The 672-nt window shown below is 42.9% G+C and carries 1 protein-coding gene and 1 pseudogene (1 of these 2 only partly in view); both read right to left on the reverse strand.

Features of this window, described 5'->3' with window-relative positions:
• The coding region (locus L654_RS0108510; protein WP_029753547.1) for a TetR family transcriptional regulator at positions 1–137 on the reverse strand (137 nt) is incomplete at its 3' end.
• Positions 138–233: 96 nt separating this feature from the next.
• Positions 234–672: pseudogene (locus L654_RS01000000125775) on the reverse strand (efflux transporter outer membrane subunit); it runs 972 nt beyond the window's last position.

The raw sequence follows: 672 nt of genomic DNA on the forward strand, positions 1-672 counted from the left end.
GCCGTTTTAGATATTTCAGCCATACCTGCACCGTGATAACCTTTTCGGCGAAAACACTCTGCAGCAGCTGTTAATATTTGCTCTCGCCTAGCCAGTGCTATCGCGGGATCTGTTTGCCTTTTTGCTTTAGGCTTCATGTTCAACTCCACTACCAAGTCATAAACCCAGTAAAGCAAGAGCTATAAATAGTCTTGCCATGTAAATATGTAATGCGGCTTTAAAAGCCGCAAATATTATTTCTCTACCTGAGCTGTTTCACTGGTTACGTTCCATCCGCCACCAAGCGCTTTGTACAAGTTAATTTGGCTTGCAAGATACGCTTGCTGACCCGAAATTAACTGTTGTTGTGCGCCGTACCATGTACGCTGAGCATCAAGTACTTGCAAGTAGCTATCTGCGCCTTTTTCGTAACGCATTTTTGATAAATCAAACGTGATTTGTCGGCTATTTATAAGCATATCAAGCGCACTTAATTGCTCTTGGTAACCTTCTCTGTCAGCAAGTGCATCGGCAACTTCGCGAAACGCATTTTGAATTTTTTGCTGGTACGTTGCCACTGCAATTGCTTGATCGGCTTTTGCTACATCAAGATTTGCTTGGTTACGTCCCATATTAAAAATAGGTAAGCTAATTGACGGCACAAAACTCCATGTACCCGAGCCTGAATCAAAC

The sequence above is a fragment of the Pseudoalteromonas sp. TAB23 genome (genome assembly GCF_000498075.1).
GTDB classification, from domain to species: domain Bacteria; phylum Pseudomonadota; class Gammaproteobacteria; order Enterobacterales; family Alteromonadaceae; genus Pseudoalteromonas; species Pseudoalteromonas arctica.